This is a genomic window from Streptomyces fulvorobeus, from assembly GCF_013167895.1.
Lineage (GTDB): Bacteria > Actinomycetota > Actinomycetes > Streptomycetales > Streptomycetaceae > Streptomyces > Streptomyces fulvorobeus.
The window spans coordinates 2762061-2788335 of record NZ_BLWC01000001.1 but is presented as its reverse complement, the minus strand read 5'-3'; the positions used below and the strand labels follow the sequence as shown (position 1 = coordinate 2788335).

The 26275-nt window shown below is 68.7% G+C and carries 21 protein-coding genes and 3 rRNA genes; 19 read left to right on the top strand and 5 right to left on the bottom strand.

Going from position 1 to position 26275, the window contains the following annotated elements; genetic code table 11:
* Positions 1 to 27 precede the first annotated feature (27 nt).
* A complete protein-coding gene (locus Sfulv_RS12530) occupies positions 28 to 2202 on the bottom strand; it encodes a serine/threonine-protein kinase (RefSeq protein WP_173317792.1) in 2175 nt (724 codons plus the stop codon).
* Positions 2203 to 2325: 123 nt separating this feature from the next.
* On the opposite strand from Sfulv_RS12530, the gene Sfulv_RS12525 reads away from it, so the two are divergent.
* The 5 genes from Sfulv_RS12525 to proC all read left to right on the top strand — a co-directional run bounded on the left by Sfulv_RS12525 (position 2326) and on the right by proC (position 6278).
* A complete protein-coding gene (locus tag Sfulv_RS12525; RefSeq protein ID WP_173313766.1) occupies positions 2326 to 2628 on the top strand; it encodes an SH3 domain-containing protein in 303 nt (100 codons plus the stop codon).
* Positions 2629 to 2659: 31 nt separating this feature from the next.
* Positions 2660 to 3196 carry a hypothetical protein gene (locus Sfulv_RS12520; RefSeq protein ID WP_173313765.1) on the top strand — a complete coding sequence of 179 codons (537 nt, stop codon included), beginning with the start codon at positions 2660 to 2662 and terminating at the stop codon, positions 3194 to 3196.
* 645 nt (positions 3197 to 3841) lie between these two features.
* Complete coding sequence (locus tag Sfulv_RS12515; protein WP_173313764.1) at positions 3842 to 4648, top strand: ABC transporter ATP-binding protein; 807 nt, start codon at positions 3842 to 3844, stop codon at positions 4646 to 4648.
* Complete coding sequence (locus Sfulv_RS12510; protein ID WP_173313763.1) at positions 4645 to 5406, top strand: ABC transporter permease; 762 nt, start codon at positions 4645 to 4647, stop codon at positions 5404 to 5406. Before Sfulv_RS12515 ends, Sfulv_RS12510 begins: the two co-directional genes overlap by 4 nt.
* 62 nt (positions 5407 to 5468) lie before the next feature.
* A complete protein-coding gene (proC, locus tag Sfulv_RS12505) occupies positions 5469 to 6278 on the top strand; it encodes a pyrroline-5-carboxylate reductase (protein ID WP_173313762.1) in 810 nt (269 codons plus the stop codon).
* Between the two features lie 3 nt (positions 6279 to 6281).
* Here the strand turns inward: proC and Sfulv_RS12500 are convergent, their stop codons facing one another.
* Entirely contained in the window at positions 6282 to 6866 is a 585-nt protein-coding gene (locus Sfulv_RS12500; protein ID WP_173313761.1) for a cysteine hydrolase family protein, read from the bottom strand.
* Between the two features lie 73 nt (positions 6867 to 6939).
* On the opposite strand from Sfulv_RS12500, the gene Sfulv_RS12495 reads away from it, so the two are divergent.
* The 11 genes from Sfulv_RS12495 to Sfulv_RS12445 all read left to right on the top strand — a co-directional run bounded on the left by Sfulv_RS12495 (position 6940) and on the right by Sfulv_RS12445 (position 19526).
* On the top strand, positions 6940 to 7941 hold the full coding sequence (locus tag Sfulv_RS12495; RefSeq protein ID WP_173313760.1) for a GlxA family transcriptional regulator: 1002 nt from the start codon (positions 6940 to 6942) through the stop codon (positions 7939 to 7941).
* Between the two features lie 632 nt (positions 7942 to 8573).
* Positions 8574 to 10099, top strand: a 16S ribosomal RNA gene (locus Sfulv_RS12490).
* Between the two features lie 302 nt (positions 10100 to 10401).
* Positions 10402 to 13526: ribosomal RNA gene (locus Sfulv_RS12485) — 23S ribosomal RNA — on the top strand.
* A gap of 79 nt (positions 13527 to 13605) precedes the next feature.
* Positions 13606 to 13722 (top strand): 5S ribosomal RNA (gene rrf / locus Sfulv_RS12480).
* The 16S, 23S and 5S rRNA genes sit together here, the layout of an rRNA operon.
* Positions 13723 to 13794: 72 nt before the next feature.
* On the top strand, positions 13795 to 14439 hold the full coding sequence (locus Sfulv_RS12475) for an HAD family hydrolase (protein ID WP_173313759.1): 645 nt from the start codon (positions 13795 to 13797) through the stop codon (positions 14437 to 14439).
* Between the two features lie 97 nt (positions 14440 to 14536).
* Positions 14537 to 15709, top strand: coding sequence for an acetoin utilization protein AcuC (locus Sfulv_RS12470; protein WP_173313758.1), 1173 nt, complete (start codon positions 14537 to 14539; stop codon positions 15707 to 15709).
* A gap of 121 nt (positions 15710 to 15830) precedes the next feature.
* Complete coding sequence (locus Sfulv_RS12465; RefSeq protein WP_173313757.1) at positions 15831 to 16646, top strand: phosphatase; 816 nt, start codon at positions 15831 to 15833, stop codon at positions 16644 to 16646.
* A gap of 128 nt (positions 16647 to 16774) precedes the next feature.
* The gene (locus tag Sfulv_RS12460) at positions 16775 to 16987 is read left to right on the top strand and encodes a helix-turn-helix domain-containing protein (RefSeq protein WP_173313756.1); all 213 of its coding nucleotides are present in this window, start codon (positions 16775 to 16777) and stop codon (positions 16985 to 16987) included.
* A gap of 110 nt (positions 16988 to 17097) precedes the next feature.
* Positions 17098 to 17196 carry a 30S ribosomal protein bS22 gene (locus Sfulv_RS12455; RefSeq protein WP_003948845.1) on the top strand — a complete coding sequence of 33 codons (99 nt, stop codon included), beginning with the start codon at positions 17098 to 17100 and terminating at the stop codon, positions 17194 to 17196.
* Between the two features lie 189 nt (positions 17197 to 17385).
* Positions 17386 to 18594, top strand: a complete 1209-nt coding sequence (locus Sfulv_RS12450) for an NAD-dependent epimerase/dehydratase family protein (RefSeq protein WP_256668897.1) — start codon at positions 17386 to 17388, stop codon at positions 18592 to 18594.
* Positions 18595 to 18620: 26 nt separating this feature from the next.
* Entirely contained in the window at positions 18621 to 19526 is a 906-nt protein-coding gene (locus tag Sfulv_RS12445; RefSeq protein WP_256668896.1) for a lysophospholipid acyltransferase family protein, read from the top strand.
* A 79-nt stretch (positions 19527 to 19605) separates the two neighbouring features.
* On the opposite strand, the gene Sfulv_RS12440 is transcribed toward Sfulv_RS12445, so the two are convergent.
* The 3 genes from Sfulv_RS12440 to Sfulv_RS12430 all read right to left on the bottom strand — a co-directional run bounded on the left by Sfulv_RS12440 (position 19606) and on the right by Sfulv_RS12430 (position 23323).
* Positions 19606 to 20802, bottom strand: coding sequence for a DUF5667 domain-containing protein (locus tag Sfulv_RS12440; protein WP_173313754.1), 1197 nt, complete (start codon positions 20800 to 20802; stop codon positions 19606 to 19608).
* Positions 20803 to 21020: 218 nt separating this feature from the next.
* Positions 21021 to 21800: an ECF subfamily RNA polymerase sigma factor, BldN family gene (locus Sfulv_RS12435; protein WP_173313753.1), complete on the bottom strand. Its 780-nt coding sequence runs from the start codon at positions 21798 to 21800 to the stop codon at positions 21021 to 21023.
* Positions 21801 to 22390: 590 nt separating this feature from the next.
* Positions 22391 to 23323, bottom strand: coding sequence for an HAD family hydrolase (locus Sfulv_RS12430; protein ID WP_173313752.1), 933 nt, complete (start codon positions 23321 to 23323; stop codon positions 22391 to 22393).
* Positions 23324 to 23457: 134 nt separating this feature from the next.
* Between Sfulv_RS12430 and Sfulv_RS12425 the strand changes: the two genes are divergently transcribed.
* From Sfulv_RS12425 to Sfulv_RS12415, 3 genes are all read left to right on the top strand, one after another.
* On the top strand, positions 23458 to 23733 hold the full coding sequence (locus tag Sfulv_RS12425; RefSeq protein ID WP_173313751.1) for a glutaredoxin family protein: 276 nt from the start codon (positions 23458 to 23460) through the stop codon (positions 23731 to 23733).
* 272 nt (positions 23734 to 24005) lie between these two features.
* Complete coding sequence (locus tag Sfulv_RS12420; protein ID WP_173313750.1) at positions 24006 to 24776, top strand: redox-sensing transcriptional repressor Rex; 771 nt, start codon at positions 24006 to 24008, stop codon at positions 24774 to 24776.
* On the top strand, positions 24773 to 26251 hold the full coding sequence (locus tag Sfulv_RS12415; protein ID WP_173313749.1) for a glutamyl-tRNA reductase: 1479 nt from the start codon (positions 24773 to 24775) through the stop codon (positions 26249 to 26251). The genes Sfulv_RS12420 and Sfulv_RS12415 overlap by 4 nt, the downstream gene beginning before the upstream one ends.
* The last annotated feature ends 24 nt before the right edge of the window (positions 26252 to 26275 follow it).

Sequence of the window (26275 nt, the reverse complement as noted above, 5' to 3'; positions counted from 1 at the left end):
CCGGCCGGCTCCCGGGGCCGCGCCCGTTCACCAGCCGGCGGGGCGCCGCCCGTCGACCGCGAAGACGGAACCGTCGGGGGACATCCCGTAGACGGTCCGCCCGATGGCCACGGGCGCGGGCAGCTTCGACGCGTACGTCAGCTTCCCCGCCCGCAGCCGGGGGCGCGTCTGGCCGAGCAGCGTGCCCCGCTCGGTGTCGACGGCCAGCAGCCGGCCGTCCGCCGCGGAGAGAAACAGCCGGTCTCCGCCCGCCAGTACGGGCGGCGAGGTCCGCCCGGCCGCGGTCTCCAGCCGCCACAGCTCGGCGCCCGCGCCGCCGGTGTCCATGGCGAGCAGCGTGCCGCCCCGTGCCAGCAGATAGGCCCTGTCCCCGCCCATCACCACTTCCGGTTCGTTCATACGGAACGGCAGCGGCAGCCGCGTGACCGCCGTGCGCGCCGGCTCGTAGCGGACGAGCGCGACGGTCTGCGCCTGCGCGTTCATGGCCGTCAGCACCAGCGCACCGCCCGGCGCGCCCACCGGAGTGAGCGTCCCCTCCAGCCGGTGCTGCCACGCGGTGCGTCCGGTGGCCGCTTCCAGAGCCGTGACCAGGGTCGTGGCACCGTCGGCCGCGTGCTCGAAGGCGTACGCGAGCCCGGAGTCCTGGTCGAACAGCGCGTAGTGAGGCCGCAGATGGCCGGGGACCGTCCGCACCCAGCGGGACGCGCCTGTCCTGCCGTCGAGCCCCTCGGCTGCGCCGTCCTGCCGCGTCATCAGCAGCGTGTCCCCCGCGGAGAAGGGGACACCGAGGTACGCGGACAGGTCGGCGTCCCACAGTTCCCCGCCCTCGCCCGCGTCGTAGACCCGGAGCCTCGCACCGGGCTCGGAGGCGTGGACGACTCCGGCCGGCAGCGACCCCACCGACGCCGCGTCGTCCCCCGGGGACCCGCGGCGGGACCACACCACCTCGCCGTCCACCGGATCGAGCAGCCCCGTACCGAACCCGGCGGCCGCGCAGTACAGCCCGTCCCCGGTCCCCGTACAGACGGGCGTCGGCCCACCGGATGACGGCAGCGGTGTCACCCACGGCTCGAAGGCGGCCTCCGCCGCACCCTTGCCGCCACCTCCCGCCGCACCGCCCGGAGCTCCGTCCCGGTCGAAGAACCCGGCCGCGCCTGCGCTCCCGGCGGCCATCACGAGCAGCGCCGCCCCGGCCGCCGCCCACCGGACGCGGCGGGCCCCGCCCCCCTGCGCCCGCCCGGAACCGGACCGCGTCCCCGGCTCCCGTACATGCGTCACCGTCCCGGAGCCCGGGTCCGCCCCCGCCGACCGCGCACCCCCGGACATGGGTGCCGCCCGCCGCTGCGCCGGTATGAAGGCGGCGGCCTCGTACGACGGGGGGTGCAGCGCCAGCGCGGCCATGATCTCGTCCGGAGTGGGCCGCAGCGCCGGGTCCTTGGCCAGGCAGCGCGCCACCAGCGGCGACAGGTCCGCCGGGACCCCGGAGAGGTCCGCCTCGTCGTGCACCACCTGGTAGGCCACGATGTACGGACTGTCCGAGTCGAAGGGCCCCCGGCCGGTCGCCGCGTGGAAGAGCACGGCCCCGAGGGCGAACACGTCAGCCGCTGGACCGACCTCGCGCGGACGCTGGAACTGCTCGGGCGCCATGTACGGCGGGGAGCCGATCAGCTTGCCGGTCTCCGTGCGCAGATCACTGTCGTACGGCCGGGAGATCCCGAAGTCGATGACCTTGGGCCCGGTGTCGGAGAGCAGTACGTTGCTCGGCTTGAGATCGCGGTGGACGACCCCGGCCCGGTGGATGTCGCGCAGTGCCTCGGCCAGTCCCGCGGTGAGCCTGCGGAGCTCGGCGGGGGCCAGCGGCCCGTTCCGCTTCACCTGTGCGGAGAGCGTAGGGCCCGGCACGTACAGCGTCGCCATCCACGGCAGCACGGCGGTCGGGTCGGCGTCGACGACGGGTGCGGTGAACGCGCCGCTGACCCGCCGGGCCGCCGCCACCTCCTGCCGGAAACGCGCCCGGAACTCCGGGTCCGCCGCGTGCTGGCGGTGCACGATCTTCACCGCCAGCTGGAGCCCGGAGGGGGAGCGCGCCAGGTGCACCACACCCATGCCGCCCGCTCCGAGACATGCCTCCAGCCGGTACTGCCCGGCGTATCCAGGATGCTCCGCTTCCGGATCGGGTCCGGTCTCTCGCAGCGGCGGCACCGCCCACCCCCGTGTGTTCGTGCGCAAGCGCGACGCACGGAGCCTAGTCGATGGCGTGTGCGATCGGTGGGGGGCTTGTTAGCCTGCGCGTCGCACGGTTTTTTTCACTACGGGGGAGGCCCGATGGCCATCGAGGAGAACGGTGTCGCGGACAGCGCGACACTGGTGTCGGACGGGGTGACGCGCTATCCGGTCGCGCCGGGATACCGGGTCAACGTCCGGCGCGGACCCGGCACCAAGTACGGCATCGTGCGGACGCTGCCGTACGGCATGAGTGTCCCGGTCTACTGCCAGAAGCCGGGGGAGTGGATCAACGGCCCCTACGGCACCAGCAACCTCTGGGACAACATCGCCGACGGGGAGTTCGTCTCGGACGCGTACGTCAGGACCGGCAGCGACGGATACGTCGCCCCGCGCTGCGACTGACGGGTACTGCCGTACGGGGATAATCGACCCCGTGAGCGAGAACAGCGAGAACAACCAGACGTCCGGTGCCGTCTCCGGGCCCGCCGGCTCCACCGTGGCCGGCCCGCAGCCCGAGCCCATCCGTTTCTTCGGCACGACGTGGGTCGGCCACGACGGGGGCTACGGGCTGCGGCGGGCCGGCGTCGCCGCGGGCTCTCTCGCCGCGGCCGTCGCCGCCTGCTTCGTGCTCCGCTTCGCCTACCAGGGCCTGGAGATCGCGGACGTCGGCAGCCTGGTCGGCCTGCTGGTCGTCCTGATGTTCGCGATCTGCAGTGCGATCGCCTTCCGCAAGACCTGGGAGGGCTTCGGCCGCAGGCCCGAGGACCCGGCCCGCGAGGACAGCCTGCGCGGCCTCAAGTCCATCGGCTTCATCGGCTCGCTGCTCGCCTACTTCTTCCGCTCGCTGATGGAGGCGCCGGGCGAGAAGCTGCGGCGCACGGAGTACGAGACCGCGCTCGCCCAGTACGCCAAGCGCCGCTCGACCCGCACGGGCAACCCGGCGGCCCGCAAGCGCCCCAAGCGCAGGTAACCACGCCCCACTGGAACGACCTCGCCGCCACCGGGGCCGGTGCCCCGTCCGCCCCGGTGCACCCGCCACCGGAGCCCGGGGCCGCGCCCGCCACCGGGCTCCGGCCCGCGCCCGAACGCCACGTCCGCACGGCGCACCGGCACACCCGCCACCCGGGCTCCAGGCCGCGCCCGCACGCCGGCCCGCACCCTCGCCCCGGCCGCACCCTCACCGCAGTGGCCCGCCCGCACCCGCGACCCGCGCCCGCCACCGGGCTCGGCCCGCACCCGGGGCCCGGCCCGCGCCCGAACGCCAGGTCCGCAAGCCGCACCGGCACACCCGCCGCCCGCCTGCGTGCGCCGCCCGCGCCCGCAAGCCGCCCCGCACGCCCGCGACCCGCGCCCGCCGCCCCCGGCCCGCCCGCACCCGGGCCCGTACCCGCACTCCCGGGCCCCGCGCCCGCCGCGCGCCACTCGCGCCCGCCGCCCGCGCCCCGGCCCACACCACCGGCTGCCACCGGCCGCCACCGGCCGCCCCCCGGTCCGCGTGCTCCGTGTGCCGCAGCCCGCCCGGTTCGGGCCCCCACGCGAGCCAACCACCCCCCGGACCGGTGGAAGTCCGCCCAGTCCCTTGACGTCAGGCGGGAGCCGCCGCAAAATTCATCACATGATGAATTATGCACGGGACCGCACTGAACCACCCCGGGAACCAGCCCCCGCCGTCGAAGCCCGCGCCCTCACCGTCGTACGAGGCGACCGCACCGTCCTGCGCGGCCTCGGCTTCACCGTCGAACCCGGCAGGATCACCGGCCTCCTCGGCCCCTCCGGCTGCGGAAAGAGCACGCTCATGCGCGCCGTCGTCGGCACCCAGGCCAAGGTCACCGGCACCCTCGACGTCCTCGGCCACCCGGCCGGCCACCCCGCCCTCCGGCCACGCGTCGGGTACGTCACCCAAGCCCCGTCCGTCTACACCGACCTCACCGTCCGGCAGAACCTCGACTACTTCGCGGCCGTCCTGCGGCCCGGCCGACGCCACCGCGACGCCCGCGGGGAAGCCGTCACCCGGGCCATCGACGACGTCGACCTCGCCTCCCACACGGACGCACTCGCCGGCACCCTCTCCGGCGGCCAGCGCAGCCGCGTATCCCTCGCCGTCGCCCTCCTCGGTACGCCCGAACTCCTCGTCCTCGACGAACCGACCGTCGGACTCGACCCCGTCCTGCGCCGCGACCTGTGGCACCTCTTCCACACCCTCGCCGCCGAGCGGGGCACGACGATCCTTGTCTCCTCCCACGTCATGGACGAGGCCGAGCGCTGCCACCGGCTCCTCCTCATGCGCGAGGGCGAGATCCTCGCCGACGACACCCCCGCGGCCCTGCGCGCCCGCACCGGCTCCGACACCGTCGAGGCGGCCTTCCTCCACCTGGTCGACGAGGCATCCGCGACCGCCACCCGCCAGGAGGCGACCCGATGAACACCACCGGCCCCCACACCCTGAGCCCCGCCCGCACCACGGCCACGGCCGCCCGCGTCCTGCGCCAGCTCCGTCACGACCCCCGCACCATCGCGCTGCTGCTGGTCGTCCCGGTCCTGATGATCACGCTGCTCCGGTACGTCTTCGACGGCAGCCCGCAGACTTTCGACTCCATCGGAGCCTCGCTGCTCGGCATCTTCCCGCTGATCACGATGTTCCTGGTGACCTCGATCGCCACCCTGCGCGAACGCACGTCAGGCACCCTCGAACGCCTCCTCGCCATGCCCCTGGGCAAGGGCGACCTGATCGCCGGCTACGCCCTGGCCTTCGGCGCGGTCGCCGTCGCCCAGTCCGTCCTGGCCACCGCGCTCTCCGTCTGGGTCCTCGGCCTCGACGTCACCGGCTCACCCTGGCTGCTGCTCCTGGTCGCCCTGCTCGACGCCCTGCTGGGCACCGCCCTCGGCCTGTTCGTCTCCGCCTTCGCGGCGTCCGAGTTCCAGGCCGTCCAGTTCATGCCGGCCGTGATCTTCCCGCAGCTGCTCCTCTGCGGCCTGTTCACCCCACGGGACCAGATGGCCCCCGTCCTCGAACGGATCTCGGACGTCCTGCCCATGTCGTACGCCGTCGACGGGATGAACCAGGTCCTCCACCACACCGGCGTCACGACCGACTTCGTCCGCGACGTCCTCGTCGTCGCCGGCAGCGCGCTGCTCGTCCTCTGCCTGGGCGCCGCCACCCTCCGGCGCCGCACGGCCTGACGGCCCGGTGCGAGGATGGCGCCGAGAACGACGAACAGAGCACAGCCCGGAGGGTGAAACCCATGTCCCAGACAGTCGCAGTCCTCGGCACCGGCAAGATCGGCGAGGCCCTGCTCAGCGGCATGATCCGGGCGGGCTGGCGCCCGGCCGACCTCCTGGTGACCGCCCGCCGCTCCGAGCGCGCCGAGGAACTCCGCACCAGGTACGGGGTCGAACCGGTCACCAACGCGCAAGCCGCCAAGAGCGCCGACACCCTCATCCTCGCGGTCAAGCCGCAGGACATGGGCACCCTCCTCGACGAACTCGCCCCCCACCTCACCCCCGACCGCCTGGTCATCAGCGCCGCCGCGGGCATCACGACCGCGTTCATCGAGGAACGGCTCGACGCGCACACCCCCGTCGTGCGCGTCATGCCCAACACCCCCGTCCTGGTGGACGAGGGCATGTCCGTCATCTCCGCAGGCGGTGACGCCACCCCCGAGCACCTCGCCCACACCGAGGAGATCTTCGGGAGCGTCGGCAAGACCCTCCGCGTCCCCGAGTCCCAGCAGGACGCCTGCACGGCGCTCTCCGGCTCGGGCCCCGCGTACTTCTACTTCCTCGTCGAAGCGATGACCGACGCCGGCATCCTCCTCGGCCTGCCCCGCGCACAGGCCCACGACCTGATCGTCCAGGCCGCCATCGGCGCAGCCGTCATGCTCCGCGACAGCGGCGAACACCCGGTCAAACTCCGCGAGGCCGTCACCAGCCCCGCCGGCACCACGATCAGCGCCATCCGGGAACTGGAGAAGCACGGCGTACGAGCCGCCCTCATCGCCGCCCTGGAAGCCGCCCGCGACCGCAGCCGTGAGCTCGCCACCGGCAACGGCTGACCGTCACCCCACCGCAGCCACCAGCTCCGCACTCCGCACCACCCGCGCGAACCCACCGCCGTGCAACGACACGGCGGTGGCCCGCGCCAGCTCGTCGGCACCCAGCGTCCAACCCCAGGGCCCCTCGGTGTCGAAGGTGTAGGTGGCGTCCAGCGCGAAGAACACCTCGTACCCGAGGTTCCCGCCCATCCGCGCCGTCGTCTCCGCGCACATGTTGGTCTGAATCCCGGCCACGACGATCTGCCGCACTCCGCCTTCCCGCAGCCAGGAATCGAGATCGGGCGCCCCGTAGAAGGCGGAGTTCACGCTCTTCGCCACGGAGAGCTCAGGCCCGGTCCCCTTCCCCCGCCGCTCCTCCACGTAACTCTTGAAGCCGTTCCCGGGATATCCCGCCCGCAGCGGCGAACCGGGCTCGGCCGAGTCATGCCGTACGAAGACGACGGGCCGCCCGCTCGACTGCCAGGCATCGATCAGCGCGGCGATGTTCCGATCGGCCCCCGGATTGTTCCGCGGCCCCCAGTACGCCTCCTCCTCGAACCCCTGCTGTACGTCCACCACGACCAACGCCGCGTTCTCCGAGATCTCCATGCCCCGATCCTGCGCGCCGCCCGCCACTCCTCCCAGACCCCCCGAAGCCATCGATCGATGGTTTACTGCCAGGATGGCCGTCACGACCCGCATCGCGCTCCTCGCCTTCCCCGGCATCAGAGCCTTCGACGTCTCCGTCATCTCGGAGGTCTGGGGCGTGGACCGCACCGACCGCGGCGTACCCGCGTTCGACCTGCGCCGCGCGTCGGCGGACCCCGCCCCCGTCCCGCTCCGCGGCGGTCTCACCCTCACCCCGGACCGCACCCTCGCCTGGCTGAACCGCGCCGACCTGGTCGTGGTCCCCGGCCTCGACGACCACGTGACACCCGCCCCGGCCCCGGTCCTCGACGCCCTGCGCCGCGCCCACTCCGCGGGCACCCCGATCGCGGCACTGTGCGGAGGAGCGTTCACGCTGGCCCAGGCGGGACTGCTCGACGGCCGCCAGGCGGTCACCCACTGGAACCTCACCGGCCTCCTGCGCACCCACCACCCGCACGTCACGGTGGTCCAGGACGCCCTGTTCCTCCATGACGACAACATCTGGACCTCGGCCGGCACCGCGGCCGGTATCGACCTCTGCCTCCACCTGGTGCGTACGGCCCATGGCGCCGAGGCCGCGGCCACGATCGCCCGCTCGATGGTCACGGCCCCGTTCCGCACCGGAACGCAGGCCCAGTTCATCGAGCACCCCACCCCGCACACCGACCGCGACGCCGACACACTCGCCTCGGTACGCGCCCACGCCCTGGCCCACCTGTCCGAACCCCACACGGTCGCGGCCCTGGCGGGCCGGGCCGGTATGTCGCCGCGTTCCTTCGCCCGCCACTTCCAGGCGACGACGGGCACCACACCCCTGCGCTGGCTGATCACCCAGCGGATCGCCGCGGCCCAGAAGCTCCTGGAACGCACGGACCTCCCCCTCCCTGAAGTGGCCCGTCGTACCGGCTTCGGCAGCGAGATCACCATGCGCCAGCACTTCGCCGCACACCTCTCCGTCAGCCCCCGCGACTACCGCCTGGCCTTCCACGACATGGCGCCACAGCCGGGGGTTGACACTCCCCGCGCAGATACGTAATGTGCTCCGAGCTGTCCGACGTGAGCGCCGACCCCGGTCGGTCCCCGGACAGCCATTCCGCAGGAACCACATCGAGCGAGCGACAGTTGTCGCACGTCTTTTTGTGCGCATTTGCGAAATGAGGAATCCGCGTTCGAACGAGCGCGACCCGATTAGCGTCGGGGCCCGGGATTCGCTAAAGTCTCACTCGTCGGAACGGCCCAACAGCCGGGAGGACAGCCCGCCGACCGGGAATCAGGCCCGAAAGGATCTGATAGAGTCGGACTCGCCGGAAAGGGAAACGCGAAAGCGAAGAACTGGAAAGCGAATCCCGCTTCGACCGGGAATCGGACATGAAAGTGTCTGGTAGAGTCGGAGACGCAAGACCGAAGGGAAGCGCCCGGAGGGCCCCGGTGATACGGGACCGAAGGAAGCGTCCGTTCCTTGAGAACTCAACAGCGTGCCAAAAGTCAACGCCAGATATGTTGATACCCCGGCCTGTTTCGGCAGGTTGGTGGTTCCTTTGAAAAAGTCCCGCTCCGGCCCTTTGGGGTATCGGGGTGGGCAACACTAGCGAGGACGCTGTGAACGACCGGTCTTATTCCGACTCGGTCGTTCCGCTCTCATGGTGTGATCCCGATTACGGGAAAACATTCACGGAGAGTTTGATCCTGGCTCAGGACGAACGCTGGCGGCGTGCTTAACACATGCAAGTCGAACGATGAAGCCTTTCGGGGTGGATTAGTGGCGAACGGGTGAGTAACACGTGGGCAATCTGCCCTTCACTCTGGGACAAGCCCTGGAAACGGGGTCTAATACCGGATAACACTCTGTCCTGCATGGGACGGGGTTAAAAGCTCCGGCGGTGAAGGATGAGCCCGCGGCCTATCAGCTTGTTGGTGGGGTAATGGCCTACCAAGGCGACGACGGGTAGCCGGCCTGAGAGGGCGACCGGCCACACTGGGACTGAGACACGGCCCAGACTCCTACGGGAGGCAGCAGTGGGGAATATTGCACAATGGGCGAAAGCCTGATGCAGCGACGCCGCGTGAGGGATGACGGCCTTCGGGTTGTAAACCTCTTTCAGCAGGGAAGAAGCGAAAGTGACGGTACCTGCAGAAGAAGCGCCGGCTAACTACGTGCCAGCAGCCGCGGTAATACGTAGGGCGCAAGCGTTGTCCGGAATTATTGGGCGTAAAGAGCTCGTAGGCGGCTTGTCACGTCGGATGTGAAAGCCCGGGGCTTAACCCCGGGTCTGCATTCGATACGGGCTAGCTAGAGTGTGGTAGGGGAGATCGGAATTCCTGGTGTAGCGGTGAAATGCGCAGATATCAGGAGGAACACCGGTGGCGAAGGCGGATCTCTGGGCCATTACTGACGCTGAGGAGCGAAAGCGTGGGGAGCGAACAGGATTAGATACCCTGGTAGTCCACGCCGTAAACGTTGGGAACTAGGTGTTGGCGACATTCCACGTCGTCGGTGCCGCAGCTAACGCATTAAGTTCCCCGCCTGGGGAGTACGGCCGCAAGGCTAAAACTCAAAGGAATTGACGGGGGCCCGCACAAGCAGCGGAGCATGTGGCTTAATTCGACGCAACGCGAAGAACCTTACCAAGGCTTGACATATACCGGAAAGCATCAGAGATGGTGCCCCCCTTGTGGTCGGTATACAGGTGGTGCATGGCTGTCGTCAGCTCGTGTCGTGAGATGTTGGGTTAAGTCCCGCAACGAGCGCAACCCTTGTTCTGTGTTGCCAGCATGCCTTTCGGGGTGATGGGGACTCACAGGAGACTGCCGGGGTCAACTCGGAGGAAGGTGGGGACGACGTCAAGTCATCATGCCCCTTATGTCTTGGGCTGCACACGTGCTACAATGGCCGGTACAATGAGCTGCGATGCCGCGAGGCGGAGCGAATCTCAAAAAGCCGGTCTCAGTTCGGATTGGGGTCTGCAACTCGACCCCATGAAGTCGGAGTTGCTAGTAATCGCAGATCAGCATTGCTGCGGTGAATACGTTCCCGGGCCTTGTACACACCGCCCGTCACGTCACGAAAGTCGGTAACACCCGAAGCCGGTGGCCCAACCCCTTGTGGGAGGGAGCTGTCGAAGGTGGGACTGGCGATTGGGACGAAGTCGTAACAAGGTAGCCGTACCGGAAGGTGCGGCTGGATCACCTCCTTTCTAAGGAGCATTTCTTACCAGGCTTGCTTGGTCAGAGGCCAGTACACCGGCGAATGTTCGGTGCTGGTTGCTCATGGGTGGAACGTTGACTATTCGGCACGACAGGTTGGTTTTTCGAGTACTGCTTCGGCGTGGAAAGAAGGATTGGTCGGTCGGGTCGGGCACGCTGTTGGGTATCTGAGGGTTCGGGCATTTTTTTGTCTGGATCTTCGGTTGCCGGCCCCGGTGAACTCGTCCGTTAGGACGGGGTGGTGGGTGGCTGGTCGTTGTTTGAGAACTGCACAGTGGACGCGAGCATCTGTGGCCAAGTTTTTAAGGGCGCACGGTGGATGCCTTGGCACCAGGAACCGATGAAGGACGTGGGAGGCCACGATAGTCCCCGGGGAGCTGTCAACCAAGCTTTGATCCGGGGGTTTCCGAATGGGGAAACCCGGCAGTCGTCATGGGCTGTCACCCGCTGCTGAACACATAGGCAGTGTGGAGGGAACGCGGGGAAGTGAAACATCTCAGTACCCGCAGGAAGAGAAAACAACCGTGATTCCGGGAGTAGTGGCGAGCGAAACTGGATGAGGCCAAACCGTATGCGTGTGATACCCGGCAGGGGTTGCGCATGCGGGGTTGTGGGAGTTCTTTTTCATGGTCTGCCGGCTGTGAGACGAGTCAGAAACCGTTGGTGTAGGCGAAGGACATGCGAAAGGTCCGGCGTAGAGGGTAAGACCCCCGTAGCTGAAACATTAACGGCTCGTTTAAGAACCACCCAAGTAGCACGGGGCCCGAGAAATCCCGTGTGAATCTGGCGGGACCACCCGCTAAGCCTAAATATTCCCTGGTGACCGATAGCGGATAGTACCGTGAGGGAATGGTGAAAAGTACCGCGGGAGCGGAGTGAAATAGTACCTGAAACCGTGTGCCTACAAGCCGTGGGAGCGTCGCTGTATGTGCTTGCACATGCAGTCGTGACTGCGTGCCTTTTGAAGAATGAGCCTGCGAGTTAGCGGTGTGTAGCGAGGTTAACCCGTGTGGGGAAGCCGTAGCGAAAGCGAGTCCGAATAGGGCGTTTGAGTTGCACGCTCTAGACCCGAAGCGGAGTGATCTAGCCATGGGCAGGTTGAAGCGGAGGTAAGACTTCGTGGAGGACCGAACCCACCAGGGTTGAAAACCTGGGGGATGACCTGTGGTTAGGGGTGAAAGGCCAATCAAACTCCGTGATAGCTGGTTCTCCCCGAAATGCATTTAGGTGCAGCGTCGTGTGTTTCTTGCCGGAGGTAGAGCACTGGATAGGCGATGGGCCCTACCGGGTTACTGACCTTAGCCAAACTCCGAATGCCGGTAAGTGAGAGCACGGCAGTGAGACTGTGGGGGATAAGCTCCATGGTCGAGAGGGAAACAGCCCAGAGCATCGACTAAGGCCCCTAAGCGTACGCTAAGTGGGAAAGGATGTGGAGTCGCAGAGACAACCAGGAGGTTGGCTTAGAAGCAGCCACCCTTGAAAGAGTGCGTAATAGCTCACTGGTCAAGTGATTCCGCGCCGACAATGTAGCGGGGCTCAAGCGTACCGCCGAAGTCGTGTCATTCATACACATATCCCCAACGGGAGTATGGATGGGTAGGGGAGCGTCGTGTGCCGGGTGAAGCAGCCGCGGAAGCGAGTTGTGGACGGTTCACGAGTGAGAATGCAGGCATGAGTAGCGATACACACGTGAGAAACGTGTGCGCCGATTGACTAAGGGTTCCTGGGTCAAGCTGATCTGCCCAGGGTAAGTCGGGACCTAAGGCGAGGCCGACAGGCGTAGTCGATGGACAACCGGTTGATATTCCGGTACCCGCTTTGAAACGCCCAGTACTGAATCAGGCGATGCTAAGTCCGTGAAGCCGGCCTGATCTCTTCGGAGTTGAGGGTAGTGGTGGAGCCGATGAACCAGACTTGTAGTAGGTAAGCGATGGGGTGACGCAGGAAGGTAGTCCAGCCCGGGCGGTGGTAGTCCCGGGGTAAGGGTGTAGGCCGTGTGATAGGCAAATCCGTCACACATTGAGGCTGAGACCTGATGCCGAGCCGATTGTGGTGAAGTGGATGATCCTATGCTGTCGAGAAAAGCCTCTAGCGAGTTTCATGGCGGCCCGTACCCTAAACCGACTCAGGTGGTCAGGTAGAGAATACCGAGGCGTTCGGGTGAACTATGGTTAAGGAACTCGGCAAAATGCCCCCGTAACTTCGGGAGAAGGGGGGCCATCACTGGTGATCCGATTTACTCGGTGAGCTGGGGGTGGCCGCAGAGACCAGCGAGAAGCGACTGTTTACTAAAAACACAGGTCCGTGCGAAGCCGTAAGGCGATGTATACGGACTGACGCCTGCCCGGTGCTGGAACGTTAAGGGGACCGGTTAGTGCACTTTCGGGTGTGCGAAGCTGAGAACTTAAGCGCCAGTAAACGGCGGTGGTAACTATAACCATCCTAAGGTAGCGAAATTCCTTGTCGGGTAAGTTCCGACCTGCACGAATGGCGTAACGACTTCTCGACTGTCTCAACCATAGGCCCGGTGAAATTGCACTACGAGTAAAGATGCTCGTTTCGCGCAGCAGGACGGAAAGACCCGGGACCTTTACTATAGTTTGATATTGGTGTTCGGTTCGGCTTGTGTAGGATAGGTGGGAGACTGTGAAGCGGCCACGCCAGTGGTTGTGGAGTCGTCGTTGAAATACCACTCTGGTCGTGCTGGATGTCTAACCTGGGTCCGTGATCCGGATCAGGGACAGTGTCTGATGGGTAGTTTAACTGGGGCGGTTGCCTCCTAAAGAGTAACGGAGGCGCCCAAAGGTTCCCTCAGCCTGGTTGGCAATCAGGTGTTGAGTGTAAGTGCACAAGGGAGCTTGACTGTGAGACCGACGGGTCGAGCAGGGACGAAAGTCGGGACTAGTGATCCGGCAGTGGCTTGTGGAAGCGCTGTCGCTCAACGGATAAAAGGTACCCCGGGGATAACAGGCTGATCTTCCCCAAGAGTCCATATCGACGGGATGGTTTGGCACCTCGATGTCGGCTCGTCGCATCCTGGGGCTGGAGTCGGTCCCAAGGGTTGGGCTGTTCGCCCATTAAAGCGGTACGCGAGCTGGGTTTAGAACGTCGTGAGACAGTTCGGTCCCTATCCGCTGCGCGCGCAGGAATATTGAGAAGGGCTGTCCCTAGTACGAGAGGACCGGGACGGACGAACCTCTGGTGTGCCAGTTGTCCTGCCAAGGGCATGGCTGGTTGGCTACGTTCGGAAAGGATAACCGCTGAAAGCATCTAAGCGGGAAGCCTGCTTCGAGATGAGTATTCCCACCCCCTTTGAGGGGTTAAGGCTCCCAGTAGACGACTGGGTTGATAGGCCAGATGTGGAAGCCCGGTAACGGGTGGAGCTGACTGGTACTAATAGGCCGAGGGCTTGTCCTCAGTTGCTCGCGTCCACTGTGTTAGTTCTGAAATAACGAACGGCTGTGTTGTTGTCCGGTGTTTGTTGATTTCATAGTGTTTCGGTGGTCATTGCGTTAGGGAAACGCCCGGTTACATTCCGAACCCGGAAGCTAAGCCTTTCAGCGCCGATGGTACTGCAGGGGGGACCCTGTGGGAGAGTAGGACGCCGCCGAACAATCATTCCGGGAAAGCCCCGTGCCCTTGTGGCACGGGGCTTTTCTGCGTTCTGAGCGTCTAGGCTCGAACCATGCGCTACGAACTGGTCATCTTCGACAACGATGGTGTGCTCGTCGACAGTGAGCCGATCGCCAACACCATCCTCGCCGGCTACCTCACCGAGCTCGGACACCCCACCTCGTACGAGGAATCCCTGCACGACTACATGGGGTCCGCCGTGCACCGGGTGCACGACCTCGTCGAGGAGCGGACGGGTCAGAAACTGCCCGCGGACTTCGACGAGACGCTCCACGCACGCGTCTTCGCCGCCTTCGAGCGTGAGCTGGTGGCGGTCGACGGGGTGCATGACCTGCTGGGGAAGCTGGTCGCCGACGGAGTGGCGTACTGCGTCGCCTCCTCCGCGACCCACGAACGGATCAGGGTCGCCCACCGCAGTACCGGGCTCGACCAGTGGTTCGAGGAGGAGTGGATCTTCAGCGCCGAGGACGTGGGCCAGGGCAAGCCGTCGCCGGACCTGTTCCTCCTCGCCGCCGAGCGGATGGGCGTCGCCCCCGAGCGGTGCGTCGTCGTCGAGGACAGCCCGCTCGGCGTCCAGGCCGCCCGTGCCGCCGGGATGGACGTCTACGGGTTCACGTCGATGATGCCCGCGGACCGGCTCGTCGGGGTGACGGGGTACTTCTCCGACATCTCCCAGCTCCCGGAGCTGCTCGCCTGATCCGATACCGCCTGCCCACCAGTGGACGGCCTCGTCCTGGCGACGCTCCCGTACGCCCGGTCGTTCGGCTCCGGGACCGCCCGATACGGTGGCGGGCATGAGCGGCCGCGCACAGTTGATGTGGGATGACGCAGTAACGGGATACGACTTCGGGTCCAGCCATCCCATGGACCCGGTGAGGCTTTCCCTGACGATGGGGCTGGTGCGGGCGTTCGGGCTCGACGGCGCGGTGGACGTGCGCGGGGCCAAGGGCGCCGGGGACTCCACGCTGCGACTCGTGCACCGCGAGGACTACGTGTCGGCCGTGCGGGCAGCCTCTCTCGATCCCGGGGCCGCCGACCAGGCGTACGGACTGGGGACCATGGACGATCCGGCCTTCGCCGGGATGCACGAGGTCTCCGCGCTCATCGCCGGCCTCTCGATCGCGGCGGCCGAGGCGGTGTGGCGCGGCGAGACCGCGCACGCCGTGAACTTCACCGGTGGTCTGCATCACGCGATGCCGGGCGCCGCCGCGGGGTTCTGCGTCTACAACGACCCGGCGCTGGCGATCGCGCGGTTGCTGGAGCTCGGTGCGGAGCGTGTCGCGTACGTCGATGTGGACGTCCACCACGGGGACGGGGTGCAGGCGGCGTTCTGGGAGGACCCCCGGGTGCTGACCGTCTCCCTGCACGAGCATCCGCGGACCCTGTTCCCGCAGACGGGGTGGCCCGAGGAGACCGGGGGCGGGGCCGGTGAGGGCGGTGCGGTGAACGTGGCGCTGCCCGCCGGTACGGGGGATGCCGGGTGGCTGCGGGCCTTCCACGCGGTGGTGCCCGAACTCCTCGCGGACTTCCGGCCGCAGGTGCTGGTGACCCAGCACGGGGCCGACACGCACTTCGAGGACCCGCTGGCTCATCTGGCGGTGTCGCTGGACGCGCAGCGGGCCGTCATGGAGGCGTGTCACGCTCTCGCGCACGAGTACACCGAGGACGGGCGGTGGGTGGCGCTCGGTGGCGGGGGGTACGCGGTGGTCGACGTGGTACCGCGGTCCTGGACCCATCTGGTGGCTGTCGCCGCGCACGCGCCCGTGGACCCGGAGTCGATGATCCCGGCGTCCTGGAAGGACGAGGTCTACGCTCGCACCCGGCAGTTGGGCCCGGCCAGGATGACGGACGGCCGCACGCCCGCCTGGCAGTCGTGGGAGGACGGTTACGATCCGGCGGACCGGCTCGACCAGGCGGTGCTGGCGACCCGGCGTGCGGTCTTCCCGCTGCGGGGACTGCTGGCCTGACGCCGCGTCGATTGCCAAGGGGTCCGGCGGGTCCGGCGGGTGGTGGGGATGGTTACGCCAACTGTGGGGCCTGTTCCGGCTTTTGGGGCCGGAGGCGGAGCCGGTGGGGGAGCATCGGAAGGTGCTGAGTATCGGAGAGTTGCGCGCCCATCTGCTGGCGGCCCGGCTGGCCGGGCCCGTGGCCACCACGCGGGAGAACAGTCTGCGGAGCTACCGGCTCTTCGCGGCTCGGGACCCCAGGGTGACGCTCGGGCTCCACGCGGAGCGGGCGTGGGGCGAGGCGGAACTGCTGGGTCTGATGGCCGAGAAGTGCGGGGTCTCGCCCGATCCCGCGTGCGTCTCGGGTGCCGATGTGATCGACCCGGAGCTCACGCTGGCCGGTCTCGACGCGTTCGCCGACCGGCTGGCGCGGGCCGCGGACCGAGGCGCCCCGGTGCTGTTCGGGACGGGGCATCCGCACCGGCTGCTCGGCTTCTACGCCGAGTTGGCAGACGCTCTGTCGGCGGCGGGATGTCCCGTACTCACTCCCGCGCAGGGGCGATGTATCGACATAACGACCCGGTTCGGGGTACGTACGTACAGCCTCGACTGCGTACGGGGCGTCGCGCTGGTGCGCGAGCCCGGCGTGCGGGCTCCCGGCGATGTCACCGGCGCACACACCCATTCGCCCCTGCCGGTGCGGGCCGCGCTCGAAGACGCGGCGAACCGTCGCGGGCTGTTGCCCGAGTTGGTGGTCGGGGACCACGGATGGGTCTGCGGGGCAGGTCAGCTGGGCTTCGAGGCGATCGGGCTGGCCGATACGGACGACCCCGCGCTCTTCGTCGGAGAGGCCGAGGGGCTGGTGTCCGTCGCCGTTCCGCTCGATGACGCCGTGCACTCCGACTCGTACCGCCCGTTGACGCGCTATGTACTCAATCGGGCGTGTCTGTCACAGTAGGCGCCCGATGGTCTCACCTCTTCCCCACTCGCATCACCCGCCCCTAATCTGGGCAGTGAGCGCACATCGACGAAGAGTCACCGGAGGGGAAGCCGGGGCGCGTCGCGTGCGGAAGGTACAGGTGGGTCATGGCTGCTGGCAGCGAGGTACCTCTCAGCGAGGTCAAGTTTCTGACCGTGGCGGAAGTCGCCTCGGTGATGCGGGTGTCGAAGATGACCGTGTACCGCTTGGTGCACAGCGGTCATCTGCCGGCGATCCGGGTGGGAAGGTCCTTCCGGGTCCCGGAACAAGCGGTGCACGCGTATCTCCGCGAGTCCTTCGTGGGGGTGGAGTCGGCCTGACGTCGCCCTCGGATTACGCCCCTCACCCAGGGGCGGGTAGGCTAGGCCGACGTAGGTCGTGTGGGCCCAGACGCCCCGCACCAGTGAAGAAGAAGTGAGCGAGGGTAGTCGTGGGCTCTGTCATTAAGAAGCGGCGCAAGCGGATGGCCAAGAAGAAGCACCGCAAGCTGCTCAAGCGCACGCGCGTTCAGCGTCGCAACAAGAAGTAGGCGAACGCAGTTCGTGAAACCGCAGCCCCTCCGCCGTTCTGGCGGGGGGCTGCGGCGCTGTCCGGGCCATGGTCGCGGCAAGGCCCGCCGGGGGTCGTCACAGGGCGGCGTCCACCCGCTACGGTGGCGGTCAGGGCAGTGCCCCGATCCGGGGGCACCCGCCGCACGTACCGACGGAAGGCGCGGATCTTGGGGAAGGTCGTGCTCGTCACAGGAGCGGCCCGGCAGCTGGGAGGCCGCTTCGTACGGCGCGTCCAGCGCGATTCCGGGGTCGACCGCGTGATCGCCGTCGACGCCGTCCCGCCCGGCCACGACCTCGGCGACGCCGAGTTCGTCCTGGCGGACATCCGGCAGCCGGCGATCGCCAGGGTTCTCGCCGAACACTCCGTCGACACGGTCGTCCATCTGGACGTCTCCGGGAAGGCGCTCGGCGCGGGCGGCCGGACGGCCGTCAAGGAGAACAACGTCATCGGCACCATGCAGCTGCTCGGTGCCTGCCAGAAGTCACCGACCGTCCAGCGGCTCGTCATCAAGTCCAGCACGAGCGTGTACGGCTCCGCGCCCCGCGACCCGGCGGTCTTCACCGAGACGACCCCGCCCAAGTCCCTGCCGAGCGGGGGCTTCGCCAAGGACGCCGTCGAGGTCGAGGGTTACGTCAGGGGCTTCGCCCGCCGCAGGCCGGACGTCGCAGTCTGCGTCCTGCGGTTCGCCAACATCCTGGGACCCGACCCGGACTCGCCGCTGGCCGACTACCTCGCGCTGCCCGTGCTGCCGACGGTCTTCGGGTACGACCCCAGGCTCCAGTTCGTGCACGAGGACGACGTCATCGACGTCATCGGGATCGCCTCGCACGAACCGCGGCGCGGGACTCTGAACAGCGGCACCTTCAACATCGCGGGCGACGGGGTCCTTCTCCTGTCGCAGTGCTCGCGGCGGCTCGGGCGGCCCACGGTCCCCCTGCTGCTGCCGGCCGTCACCTGGGTGGGCTCGGCGCTGCGCACGATCGGCATGACGGACTTCTCGCCCGAGCAGATCCGGCTGCTGACGCACGGGCGGGTGGTCTCGACCGTGCAGATGCGCGAGACGCTGGGATTCCATCCGCGGTTCAGTACCGCGGAGACCTTCGCGGCGTACGCGGACAGCCGGGGCCCGGGTCTGCTGCCGCCCGAGAGGGTGGGCAGGGCCGTGGACCGGCTCGCGGGTCCCGCCTCGCGGGCGGGGCACATTCAACTGACGTCGCCAGGTAGAGGAGCGCATCGACGATGGCGGACGCCAAGGTCATTCCGTTCGACGACGACCGCGCGCGGTCGGGGGGCGCGCAGCGTCCCGCACGGCGCAGGACGGGGCCGGGCAGCAGCCGGGCCCCGGGACCCGCGGCGGCCGGTGGGGCGCCTGTGAGCGCCCTTCCCGGTGGGGAGGTGCCGGTGGGTGCCGAGGGGGCCGGAGAGGCGGCTGCGGAGGAGCAGGAGCCTCAGGAGGCTGCGGGCAGCGGCGGCTGGGAGCGGCGGATCGCCGGTGGGCTGGCGTTCCTGCGCCGCAGGGTCACCGGTGACTACGAGGTCGACGAGTTCGGTTACGACGAGGAGCTGACCGACCAGGTCCTCATGTCGGTGCTCAGGCCGCTCGCGGACAAGTACTTCCGCGTCGAGGTGAAGGGCGTGGAGAACATCCCGTCCGAAGGCGGGGCGCTCATCGTGGCGAACCACTCGGGGACGCTGCCGCTCGACGGGCTGATGCTCCAGGTCGCCGTGCACGACCACCATCCGGCCAACAGGCATCTGCGGCTGCTCGCCGCCGACCTGGTCTTCATGCTGCCCGTCGTCAACGAGCTGGCGCGCAAGGCCGGGCACACGCTCGCGTGTGCCGACGACGCCCAGCGGCTGCTGGAGGGCGGCGAGGTCGTGGGGGTGATGCCGGAGGGGTTCAAGGGGATCGGGAAGCCGTTCGGCGAGCGGTACAAGTTGCAGCGCTTCGGGCGGGGCGGCTTCGTGTCGACGGCGCTGTGCGCCGGGGTGCCGATCGTGCCGTGCTCGATCGTGGGCGCGGAGGAGATCTATCCGATGATCGGCAACTCGAAGACGCTGGCGCGGGTGCTGGGGATTCCGTACTTCCCGATCACGCCGACGTTCCCCTGGCTGGGGCCGCTCGGGGCGGTGCCGCTGCCGACGAAGTGGACGATCCAGTTCGGTGAGCCGATTCCCACGGACGGTTATCCGCCGGAGGCGGCGGAGGACCCGATGCTGATGTTCAACCTGACGGATCAGGTGCGGGAGCAGATCCAGCACACGCTGTACAAGCTGCTGGTGCAGCGGCGGTCGGTGTTCTTCTGACCGGGTGCGTCCGGCGGACGGCTCGTCCGCGCGGAGGGACGCCGGGCCGGGCCTTCTGACGGGCCCGGCCCGGCGGTGCTCACGGCTTCAGGTCCTCGCCCTTGATCCCCAGGTCCGGGAGCAGGCCGGGGAGCAGCGGCGGGAGGGTGACGTCGGGGGACGGGGGCATGCTGACCTTGCCGTCCGGGGACGGCGGGGCGACCTCGTCCGTAGGGAGCTTGTCGAGCAGTTCGTCCGTACCTCCGCCGAGCAGTCCGCCGGAGGGGCTGGTGTCCGAGCCGGAGGGTTCGGGCGGGGTGCTCCTGTCCTTGCGGTCCTCCGGTGCGGTGGGCGGGACCGGTGCGGGTGCGCCGCCGCCGGACGGACCTGTGGCGTCCTGCGGGCTGCCGGTCCTGCGGGGCGCCTCGCTCCGTTCCGGGGCCCTGGGGAGCAGCGCCTGGAGGGGGGCGACCTCTTCGTCCATCGCCTCGAAGACGGAGCTGACCTTCTCGCTGACGTCGGTCAGCTGTACGGGCAGCCGGTCCCGGAGATTGCTCCAGCTCTCGCGGTGCGAGCGGGAGAACGAGTCCAGGGTCTGGATCGGACCGATGGAGCCGTCCCGCTGGAACGCCGTGTGGAGAAGGCGGTGGCCCTCCGTGGCGTCGTGGGTCATGCGGTTGAGCGTGCGCCTGATCTCGCCGAGTGACTCGTGGTCCATCTCGCCCGAGCGGCCCCGCTCCATGAGGCGTCGTGCCTCGCTGAGCCGGGTGGACGCCTGGTCGAGGTACGCCTCGCCGCGGTCGGCGTCGCCGCTGGCCATACCGAGGTTGATGTCTTCCATGCCGCGCTTCAGCCCGTACAGGGAATCACCCGGCAGGGCGTCGGAACTGGCGGCGGCCACCCCGCCGAAGGCTCCCGCGGCGACACCCACGGTGAGTCCGCCGGCGGTGAGTCCCTTCGCCCAGCGTGAGCGGGGGCGCAGTTTGCGGAGCGGGGATGCCCGGTGGGCCCCCTTGCCCCGTTGCTCGGGCACGGTAGGGCCGGTGGACGCGCCGCCCTCGGCGAACATGGCCTCCATGGCGGCGACGAGCTGGGCTCGCTGCACCACTTTGACCTCGGGGTCCAACTTCGGCTTCGGCAGTTCACCGAGGCCGTTCGCCAGGGCCAGCAGCGGTCCGTGGTCGGCCTGTTCGGCCGGCTCCTCGGGCTGTCCGGCCGCCGCACCCTGGAGCGACTGCTCCTCCACGGCCTGGGCGAAGGCGTTCGCCCGCCGGTGCGCCGAAACGTTTGCGATCACTGGCGGCACCTCCTCTCGTCATGACGGTCGACTCCCCTGAGCGTCCGGAAGGTTGCATACCTTGAGCGTTTCCACTCGATTGAGTGAGTGGAAGCGATCAAGGTGTGACGACAGGGGGCCTGCAACCGGCACAACGAGCGGCGCGGCACTTGGGTTACGCACGAAAGATGATCGGACCAGTGCGCCGTGAACCGATCACCGCGGGACGGGCTGTCGGGCTATCGGGCATCGTCCGGCAGGAGCCGGGCGAGAGTGCGGACGGCGCGGTACTGGAGGGTCTTGATCGCGCCCTCGTTCTTGCCCATTACCCGGGCCGTCTCGGCGACCGAGAGGCCCTGTAGGAACCGCAGGGTGACGCACTCCTGCTGCTGTGGGTTGAGTCGGCGCACGGCTTGCAGCAGTGCGGCGTTGGAGAGGGACTCCAGGACGGAGTCCTCGGGGCTTCGCTCGACCTCGTTGGCGTCGAGCATTTCGCCGGTGGTCACTTCGAGCCGGAAACGACTGGATTTGAAGTGGTCGGCGACCAGGTTCCGAGCGATGGTGACCAGCCAGGCGCCGAAGTCACGGCCCTGCCAGGTGAAGGTGGAGATGCGGCGGAGCGCGCGCAGGAACGTCTCGCTGGTGAGGTCCTCCGCTGTCGCCTTGCCTCCTACGCGGTAGTAGATGTACCGGTACACGGTGTCGCTGTACTGGTCGTACAGGCGGCCGAAGGCGTCCGCCTCACCGGCTTGTGCGCGCTCGACAAGATCCATCATGCGAGCGCTGTCGCTGTCGGCCGACGGCCGACGAACGGTTGACGTGGTCGTGGCGCCGCGGTTGCTGCGTCTTCCGACCGCCGCACTCCGTTCGGCCAGGGCATAGCAGGGGCCGACGGGTGCGGGGGCGGCGGCAAAAGCGGGGACGGCGTACGCGGTGGGGACGAAGCCGCGCAAGCGGTCGATGACCGTTGCGCGCAGCGTAGCCAGGCCCGAGGCGTCAACCCCGACATGTGGGTACACGGGACTCCCAGAGGCAGAGCTTCCATCACGTGCAGTTCGAAAACCGTCACTCGTCGTAGCGGGTGAAGGGCTCCGTCATGCGTCTGAGGAGAATAACGCTTCGTACAGGCGGCGCTACACCCAGTTGCTCAAATCACCGGTTACGTCGTTTCCATGACCTCTAAGTGACTGCTTGGGTAGCACATGGTGACCAGTTATTGATCGAATAGCTTCGATATCTGCCTCTAGGCAGGACGGGTTGTGGTCGGAGCATGGCAATCCGACTGGCCGGGGCGGTGGGCGGGGAGAAAGGGCGGGCCCCGCCGATCGGCCGCGCGGCCCCGGGCGTGGCCCGCCGTGGCCGGTCCCGCCGCCCGCCGGGGTGCCGCCCGGGCGGTGCGCGGGGGCGTCGGGCCGTGGTGGGGGAAGCGTGCAGGCGCGGGGGAGGGGCGCGCGGAGGGGGTACGGTGCCCGCCGGCGCCCGGGGTGACCGGGGGGACCGGGGTCGTGCGATGGCGGGCGGGCCGTCGCGGGGTGGCCGGTGTCGGGCGGGGTCGGGCGGTGTCGGCCGGAGGCGGGGGTTCAGCGCCGGTTGGCCGGTCGCGGGCAGGTCAGCGGCGGCGGCGGTGCAGGGCGACCGCCGCGGCGGTGCCGCCGGCCAGCGCGCCCACCCCGGCCGCCGCCGGGATGCCGACCTTGGCCGCCTTGCGGCCGGTGCGGTAGTCGCGCAGGCGCCAGTCCAGGGCGCGGGCGTGCTTGCGGAGCTTGGTGTCCGGGTTGACCGCGTAGGGGTGGCCGACCAGGGAGAGCATCGGGATGTCGTTGTGCGAGTCGCTGTACGCGGCGCAGCGCTCCAGGTCCAGGCCCTCGGCCGCCGCCAGGGCGCGCACCGCCTCGGCCTTCGCGGGGCCGTGCAGCGGCTCGCCGACCAGGCGGCCCGTATAGACGCCGTCGACCGATTCGGCGACCGTGCCCAGGGCTCCGGTCAGGCCGAGGCGGCGGGCGATGATCGTGGCGGTCTCCACCGGGGCCGCCGTGACGAGCCAGACCTTCTGCCCGGCGTCCAGGTGGGCCTGGGCGAGGGCGCGGGTGCCGGGCCAGATCCGGTCGGCCATGTACTCGTCGTAGATCTCCTCGCCGATGGTCATCAGCTCGGAGACGCGGTGGCCCTTGACGATGGACAGGGCGCTGTCGCGGGCGTCCTGCATGTGTTCCGGATCTTCCACGCCGGCCAGCCGGAACCACGCCTGCTGCCAGGCGAAGCGGGTCAGCTCGCGGCGCTGGAAGAACTTCCGCTTGTACAGACCGCGGCCGAAGTGGAAGATCGCGGCGCCCTGCATCACGGTGTTGTCGAGGTCGAAGAAGGCCGCCGCGCGGTCGTCGCCCGCGACCGGGAACACGGATTTCTCGGGCGCGGCGGGAAGGAGGATCTCCTCCGCGGAGAGTGCTGTCTTCTGTGCTGCCTCGGCTGCTGCCTCGCCTGCCAGGACGCTCCGTGCCGTCGCGGAGCGCCTGCGGGGTGTGAGCCATCCAAGAGCGGCCATGCCGTGAGCATAACCAGTCCGCCCGCTCCCGCCCGACCTGCTGGGATGCGGAGGCGTGAACTCTTGGAGGCCGGGTCGTCAAACAGGTGACCGGGGGCCCGTGGGGCGGGTGCGGACGGGCGCAGAATGAGGACATGAGTGCACTGCTGCGTCGTACGAAGAAGAAGCCCGCGGACCGCGTGGTGACCCTGATCGGCAAGCCGGGGTGCCATCTGTGCGAGGACGCGAGGCTGGTGGTGGGCGCGGTCTGCGAGGAGACCGGCGCGTCGTGGGTGGAGAAGGACATCACGCGGGACGAGGCGCTGTACAAGGAGTACTGGGAGCAGATCCCGGTGGTGCTGGTGGACGGTGAGCAGCACACCTTCTGGCGGGTGGACCCGGACAGGTTGCGCAGGGCGCTGGGAGCCTGACTGGAACCCGGTTAACATCATGGGCGTTTTGAGTGGTCTCGGGGGCGTAGACATGAGGAGTGTGTACCGCCTTGCCCCCTTCGCGCCCGCAACGGGCTGATGCGGTCCATGGTTCCGGGATCGCCCGGGGAATGTGCGTGACCCCGGTCACTTTGACCGGACAAAACGGACATCATCTTTGTGCACGCGTTCACAAAGACATAGCCTGCACTGGACGGGGCGGTCTTGGGACATACGGCCGCCTGCAGCCCCGCTCATCCCGCAGGAGCACCGTGGCAACTGGCCGAACTCACCGACCGGCGACCCGTAGCCGAGGAATTCCCGAGGCCACCGTCGCCCGACTTCCGTTGTACCTCCGCGCGCTGACGGGGCTCTCCGAGCGCTCGGTCCCCACGGTCTCCTCCGAGGAACTCGCCGCGGCGGCAGGGGTCAACTCCGCCAAGCTCCGCAAGGACTTCAGCTACCTGGGGTCCTACGGCACGCGTGGCGTCGGGTACGACGTGGAGTACCTCGTCTACCAGATCTCCCGTGAGCTCGGGCTCACCCAGGACTGGCCGGTCGTCATCGTCGGCATCGGCAACCTCGGCGCCGCCCTCGCGAACTACGGCGGCTTCGCCTCCCGTGGTTTCCGCGTCGCGGCCCTGATCGACGCCGATCCCGCCATGGCCGGTACGCCCGTCGCCGGGATCGCCGTCCAGCACAGCGACGAGCTGGAGAAGATCATCAGCGACAACGGGGTGTCGATCGGAGTCATCTCCACCCCGGCCGGTGCCGCGCAGCAGGTCTGCGACCGGCTCGTCGCCGCGGGTGTGACCTCCATCCTCAACTTCGCCCCCACGGTGCTCTCCGTGCCTGACGGGGTCGACGTGCGCAAGGTCGACCTCTCCATCGAGCTCCAGATCCTCGCCTTCCACGAGCAGCGCAAGGCCGGTGAGGAAGCCGCGGGGAACAACGCCGAGCAGGCCGACGCGCCTCCCCTGCGCGCCACCCCCGCCAGCCGGAAGGGACCCGACGGGGACGTGCCCGCCGTGATGCCGGCATGAGTCTCCTCGTCGTAGGTCTGAGCCACCGCAGCGCCCCCGTCTCCGTCCTGGAGCGGGCCTCGCTGGCCGCCGACTCCCAGGCCAAGCTGTTGCAGGACACCCTCGCCGCGGAGCCCGCGACCGAGGCGGCCGTGCTGGCCACCTGCAACCGCATCGAGCTGTACGCGGACGTGGACAAGTTCCACGCGGGCGTCGCCGAGCTGTCCACCCTGCTCGCCCAGCACAGCGGGGTCGGTCTCGACGAGCTCACTCCCTATCTCTACGTGCACTACGAGGACCGGGCGGTCCACCACCTCTTCTCGGTGGCCTGCGGCCTGGACTCCATGGTCGTGGGCGAGGGCCAGATCCTCGGCCAGATCAAGGACGCCCTCGCGCTGGGGCAGGAGCTCCACACCGCGGGGCGGCTGCTCAACGACCTCTTCCAGCAGGCCCTGCGGGTCGGCAAGCGCGCACACAGCGAGACCGGGATCGACCGGGCCGGGCAGTCGCTCGTCACCTTCGGCCTCGAACAGCTCGCCGAGGGCGGGGACGTCACCGGCTGGGCGGGCGGCAAGCGCGCCCTGGTGATCGGCGCCGGTTCGATGTCCTCGCTCGCCGCCGCCACCCTGGCCCGGACCGGTGTCGCCGAGATCGTCGTCGCCAACCGCACCAGGGCCCGCGCCGACCGGCTCGTGGAGATCCTCGGACAGAGCGGCACCGCGGCCCGTGCCGTGGAGATGGCCGCCGTCCCCGGTGAACTGACCCGTGCCGACGTCGTCGTCTCCTGCACCGGAGCGACCGGACTCGTGCTGACCGCCGAGGCCGTCGCCGACGCGCTCGGAGTGGCCCTGGACACCGCCGCCGAGGCGCCCGCCGCCCCCCTCGCCACCACCGCGGAGCTGGACCAGCACGCCGCCTGGGTGGAGAACGGCGCAGCCGCGCGGGACCGGGCCGTACCCCGGGCCACCGTGCCCGCCCAGAACCCGGGCCCCGTCCGGCTCGCCCTGCTCGACCTCGCCATGCCCCGTGACATCGACGGCGCGGCCCACCGCGTCGACGGTGTGCGCCTCGTCGACATCGAGTCGCTCGCCGAGGCGTCGGCGGACGCCCCGATGGCCGCCGACGTGGACCAGGTGCGCACCATCGTCGCCGACGAGGTCGCCGCCTTCGGCGCCGCCCAGCGCGCCGCGCACATCACCCCGACCGTCGTCGCCCTGCGCACCATGGCGGCCGACGTGGTCGCCGGTGAGCTGGTACGGCTGGACGGCCGCCTCCCCGATCTGGACGAGAAGCAGCGCGCGGAGATCACCCAGACCGTGCGCCGCGTCGTCGACAAACTCCTGCACGCGCCCACCGTGCGGGTCAAGCAGCTCGCCAGCGAGCCCGGCGGCGCCGGGTACGCCGACGCGCTGCGGGAACTCTTCGACCTTGACCCGCAGACGGTCGCCGCCGTCTCCCGGGCAGACCTGAACGACCCGAATAGAGGGCGGTCATGACCGACAACTCATCCCGGGCGCGCC

What these genes read in the sequence shown, in the direction of transcription:
- Sfulv_RS12495 (WP_173313760.1), top strand. Translation starts at nt 6,940, where the DNA reads ATGGCCGTCACGACCCGCATCGCGCTCCTCGCCTTCCCCGGCATCAGA.
- Sfulv_RS12475 (WP_173313759.1), top strand. Translation starts at nt 13,795, where the DNA reads ATGCGCTACGAACTGGTCATCTTCGACAACGATGGTGTGCTCGTCGAC.
- Sfulv_RS12510 (WP_173313763.1), top strand. Translation starts at nt 4,645, where the DNA reads ATGAACACCACCGGCCCCCACACCCTGAGCCCCGCCCGCACCACGGCC.
- Sfulv_RS12415 (WP_173313749.1), top strand. Translation starts at nt 24,773, where the DNA reads ATGAGTCTCCTCGTCGTAGGTCTGAGCCACCGCAGCGCCCCCGTCTCC.
- Sfulv_RS12425 (WP_173313751.1), top strand. Translation starts at nt 23,458, where the DNA reads ATGAGTGCACTGCTGCGTCGTACGAAGAAGAAGCCCGCGGACCGCGTG.
- proC (WP_173313762.1), top strand. Translation starts at nt 5,469, where the DNA reads ATGTCCCAGACAGTCGCAGTCCTCGGCACCGGCAAGATCGGCGAGGCC.
- Sfulv_RS12430 (WP_173313752.1), bottom strand. Translation starts at nt 23,323, where the DNA reads ATGGCCGCTCTTGGATGGCTCACACCCCGCAGGCGCTCCGCGACGGCA.
- Sfulv_RS12470 (WP_173313758.1), top strand. Translation starts at nt 14,537, where the DNA reads ATGAGCGGCCGCGCACAGTTGATGTGGGATGACGCAGTAACGGGATAC.
- Sfulv_RS12460 (WP_173313756.1), top strand. Translation starts at nt 16,775, where the DNA reads ATGGCTGCTGGCAGCGAGGTACCTCTCAGCGAGGTCAAGTTTCTGACC.
- Sfulv_RS12525 (WP_173313766.1), top strand. Translation starts at nt 2,326, where the DNA reads ATGGCCATCGAGGAGAACGGTGTCGCGGACAGCGCGACACTGGTGTCG.
- Sfulv_RS12500 (WP_173313761.1), bottom strand. Translation starts at nt 6,866, where the DNA reads ATGGAGATCTCGGAGAACGCGGCGTTGGTCGTGGTGGACGTACAGCAG.
- Sfulv_RS12515 (WP_173313764.1), top strand. Translation starts at nt 3,842, where the DNA reads ATGATGAATTATGCACGGGACCGCACTGAACCACCCCGGGAACCAGCC.